The sequence below is a fragment of the Bradyrhizobium sp. genome (assembly GCF_049581145.1).
Taxonomy (GTDB): Bacteria; Pseudomonadota; Alphaproteobacteria; order Rhizobiales; family Xanthobacteraceae; genus Bradyrhizobium.
Genome location: NZ_JBAURI010001304.1, coordinates 1 through 4145 on the forward strand (window position 1 = coordinate 1; position 4145 = coordinate 4145).

4 protein-coding genes are annotated in these 4145 nt (G+C 63.0%); all 4 read right to left on the reverse strand.

Going from position 1 to position 4145, the window contains the following annotated elements; all coding sequences use genetic code 11:
- Positions 1–585: branched-chain amino acid ABC transporter permease (locus WCB02_RS41670; RefSeq protein ID WP_423968778.1), on the reverse strand; the 585-nt coding region annotated here is incomplete at its 3' end.
- Positions 582–1454: a branched-chain amino acid ABC transporter permease gene (locus WCB02_RS41675; protein WP_423968781.1), complete on the reverse strand. Its 873-nt coding sequence runs from the start codon at positions 1452–1454 to the stop codon at positions 582–584. The genes WCB02_RS41675 and WCB02_RS41670, both read right to left, overlap by 4 nt.
- Before the next feature lie 164 nt (positions 1455–1618).
- Positions 1619–2791, reverse strand: coding sequence for an amino acid ABC transporter substrate-binding protein (locus WCB02_RS41680; protein WP_423968784.1), 1173 nt, complete (start codon positions 2789–2791; stop codon positions 1619–1621).
- 112 nt (positions 2792–2903) lie between these two features.
- The coding region (locus WCB02_RS41685) for an aldehyde dehydrogenase family protein (protein ID WP_423968787.1) at positions 2904–4145 on the reverse strand (1242 nt) is incomplete at its 5' end.

The window sequence follows — 4145 nt, forward strand, 5'->3', positions numbered from 1 at the left end:
CCAGGTGTTGACGCCGGCAGCCTCGGCCGCGACCGGATCGTCGCGCGTCGCCATCAGCGTCATGCCGAGCCGCGAGCGCGACAGCAGATGCGACACCAGGACCCCCGCCGCAACCGCGACAACCGCGACCAGCGCGCTGATCTGCGGCGAGTCCGCGACCGGCACCGAGGTGCCCATCGGGCCGCCGGTGATGTCGAGGGAATTGGCGATCAATTGCAGAATGCGCGCCAGACCGAACATGCCGAGCGCGAAGAAGATGCCGTTCAACCGCAGCATGATCATGCCGAGCGGCAATGCGAGCACGGTCGCGCCGATCGCGCTGACGATGGCAGCGACATACCAGGGGGCATCGAATTGAAGAAAAATGATCGCCGCGACATAGGCGCCGAGCCCGAAGAACGAGACCTGGCCGAACGAAACATAGCCGGTGAAGCCGCTGATGACATTCCAGCCGATCGCCAGCAGGGTCATCATCGCCATCTGGAACAAGGTCTGCGCCTGATAGCCGGTTCCCAACAGCGCGATCGCAATGCCGAGGCCGAACAACACGACGAAGAGCAGCCATTCTCCAACATGCATCTTCATACCCGCACCGCCCTTCCGAGAAGCCCGTGCGGACGGAACACCAGAACCGCGATGAAAACAGTATAGATGACCGCGCTCGCGGCATTGGTGCCGAGATAATACTGCACCATCACTTCGACGAGACCGAGCAGTTCGGCGGCCAGGAACGCGCCCGCGTAATTGCCGAGTCCGCCGAGTGCGATCAGCGTGAACGCCTGCACGGTCAGTTCGGCGCCCGACGAGGTCTGGAAGGGAATCAATGAAATCAGGAGCGCGCCCGCGCTCCCCGCCATGGCTGAACCCAGCGCGAAGGTCAGCATGCGGATCCTGACGATATCCAGGCCGCAGCTGGCAGCTCCGAGCCCGGACTGGGCGACCGCGCGCACGCTCTTGCCCAGAATCGTGTGGTTCAGCCAGAGATGCACCACGATCGCCACCGCGAAGGCCAGCGCCGAGCAGACCAGGAGCGCCTGCGGAATGGCGATCGGACCCGCCTTGACAAAGCCCTGCATGAACGGAATCGACTGGAATTGCGAGCCCCAGAGCAGGAAGCTCGTGTTGGCAATCACATAAGAGAGGCCGAAGGTCGCAAGCAGGGTCCGTAGTTCGGCGTCGGGTTGTGCGAGATCGATGCGTTCGAGAATCCCGAACTGCACCACGCCGCCGATCAGAAGCAGGACCAGACCGGCGACGGGAAACGACAGCAGCGGACTGACGCCGTTCAGTTCATAGAGGCTGAAGGCCAGCAGACCGCCGAACACGATGAAGTCGCCATGCGCCAGATTGACGACCTTCATCACGCCATAGATCAGATTGAGGCCCTCGGCGGCGAGGAGGTAGACCCCTCCCCACAACAATCCGAGAACGATCAGGGTAGCGAACGTGGTCATCGCGGCAACAGCTTCCCCTTAACTCGACGACTTGACTCGACACAACTCTACTCTTTATCGCGCCGACGACTTCATTAGACCGGCACAAGGATGCAACCGATCGCATGCAGCCGGCCGGAGCTTGACCATGCGATTCGCGATGCAGCTTGATAAGCCCTGGCCGCTCACTGCCATGCCGAATGCGGCAAAACGTAGCTCGCGGTGGCCTGATCCTTCGGCCAGACCAGTTCCTGCTGCCCCTTGAGCCATTGCAACGCATAGCTCGTGTAGCCGAGCTGCAGGCCGTTCTGGTTCAGCTTGTAATGTCCAACCACCGTCTGGACATCGGTCTTGACGAATTCGTCCCGGATCTTCTTCTGGTCGAGACTGCCGACCTTGTTGATGACCTGTCCGAAGATCTTCATCGAGGCGTAGGCGATGGCGGCATGGTAGTCCGGATCGACATTGTATTTCGCCTTGTATGCCGCCACGAACGCGGTGTTGCCCTCTGTTTTCAGGCTCTTGAAATAGAGCGTGGTTCCAAACATCTGCTCGGCCGCGGTGCCGAGCCCACGATAGAACTCCGGCTCGACCGGGCCAATGCTGAAGGCAAACATCTTGGCCTGGACGTTCTGCGCCTTGGCCGCGCGCACGATGCCCTGCGCGTCGGCGAGGTAGGTGGCGCCGACGATGACATCCGGCTTGGTCTCGCCGGCTTTCAGAACCAGCGCGCTGAAGTCGGTCGTGTTCGGCGGGTAGGATTCGTCGAACACGATCTCCATGCCCTTTTCCTTGGCAAGCGCGACGACGCCCGCGCCGAGCTCCTTCGGGAATTGCGTGTTCTGCACCAGAAGCGCGATGGTCTTGTATCCCATGGCCGCGGCGAGCTCGATCACGGGCTCCATGTAGCGGCCGGTCTGGGTGATGGACTGCATCAGATAGGGAAACTTGCCGCTGTAGACATCGACGTTGGCCGAGAGCGACGGCATCACCTTCTGAGCGCGATTGACGATCGGCGCCACGGCCGCCACCAGATCGGCCTCATAGGGGCTGAGCAGGAGATCGACTTTGTCGTCGGTCAACAGCTTCTGATAGAGCTGAACGGCGGTCGACGGGTTGCCCTGGTCGTCATACTTGACGATCTCGACCGGACGTCCGAGCAGGCCGCCCGCCTGGTTGATCTGATCGACCGCGAGCTCATAGCCGTGCAGTTCGAACAGCGCCGGCGGCGAATAAGGCCCGGTCTGCGTGATCGCAAAGCCGAGCTTGATCGGCGTCTTGTCCTGCGCCACTGCGCCGGTGATGCCCGCAATCGCTACGCCCACAACCGCTACAATACACCCAACGCGACTAAACATCCTTTCCTCCCTGGATCTGTCGGAGCGCCCCGTTTCAAGGCGACTTTAAGGCAATATCCGACATAATGATGTGTATTGCAACATTATCGGAGGTACTATCGAGCGATTGGCATCACGCATTGAACACAACCAACCGTTCCTCGGTCATGTCGCGGATGGCATAGCGCGGCCCTTCGCGTCCGATGCCGCTGTCCTTTGCCCCGCCATAGGGCAATTGATCGGTGCGCCAGGTCGAGGTGCCGTTGATGATGACGCCTCCGGTTCGGATCGAGCGGATCGCCTGCAGCGCGGTCGGCATCGATTTGGTGAAGACGCCGCATTGCAGACCGAACCGGCTCGCGCTGATGGTCGCGCAGACCGCGCCGAAATCGTCGAACGGCAGAATGCTCACGACCGGGCCGAACACCTCATCGCAGACGACCTTCATGGCGGGGTCGACATTGGCGAGAACCGTCGGCTCGACCTGGGCGCCGTTACGGGTGCCGCCGGTCAGGAGCTGCGCGCCCGCCGCGACCGCTTCGTTGATCCAGCTTTCGACGCGCTTGGCGGTCGGCTCATCGATCAGCGTGCCGACATCGGTCGCAAGATCGAGCGGATCGCCGACCTTGAGCTTTTTGACTTCGGCCACGACGAGCGGCAGGAAGGCGTCGTAGAGCGAGCGATGCACATAGACCGATTGCACGGAGATGCAGCTCTGGCCGGCGAGCCGCATCGCGTTGCGCGCGCATAACGGCGCGGCCTCCTCGATCGAGGCATCCGCGCAGACGATGCTCGGACCGTTGCCGCCGAGTTCCAACGCCACGCGGCGCAGGCCGGACGCGGCCTTGATCTCGGCGCCGACCTTGCTGGAGCCTGTAAACGTGACGAAATCCACGCGGGGATCGCGCACCAGCGCTGGCCCGACCCGGTCGCCATAGAGCACGCTCAGGACACCGGGCGGCGCGCCGGCATCGACGAACAGGCGCGCCAGTTCGTGCACCACGCCGGGCGTCTGCGGAGGCGCCTTCAGGACGATGACGTTGCCGGCGGCGATTGCGGGGGCGACCTTATGGCAAGCGAGATTGAACGGCGCGTTGAACGGCGTGATCGCGCCGACCACGCCGACCGGAAAGCGCAGCAGCATGGCAAGCTTGCCCGCGCCCATCGCGGTCGCATCCAGCGGCACATGCTCGCCTTCGATGCGAACCGCCTCCTCGGCCGACAGCATGATGGTGTCTTGCGACCGCACCACCTCGGCGCGGGCGTCTCGCAGCGCCTTGCCGCTTTCGCGCGTCATGATCTCGGCAATGTCGTCGGCGCGCTCGAGCAGCAGCGCCCCGACCCGTCGCAACAACGCGGCGCGCTCGTAGCCTGG

Coding starts and splice junctions, on each gene's coding strand:
- WCB02_RS41680 (WP_423968784.1), bottom strand. CDS start 2,791: ATGTTTAGTCGCGTTGGGTGTATTGTAGCGGTTGTGGGCGTAGCGATT.
- WCB02_RS41675 (WP_423968781.1), bottom strand. CDS start 1,454: ATGACCACGTTCGCTACCCTGATCGTTCTCGGATTGTTGTGGGGAGGG.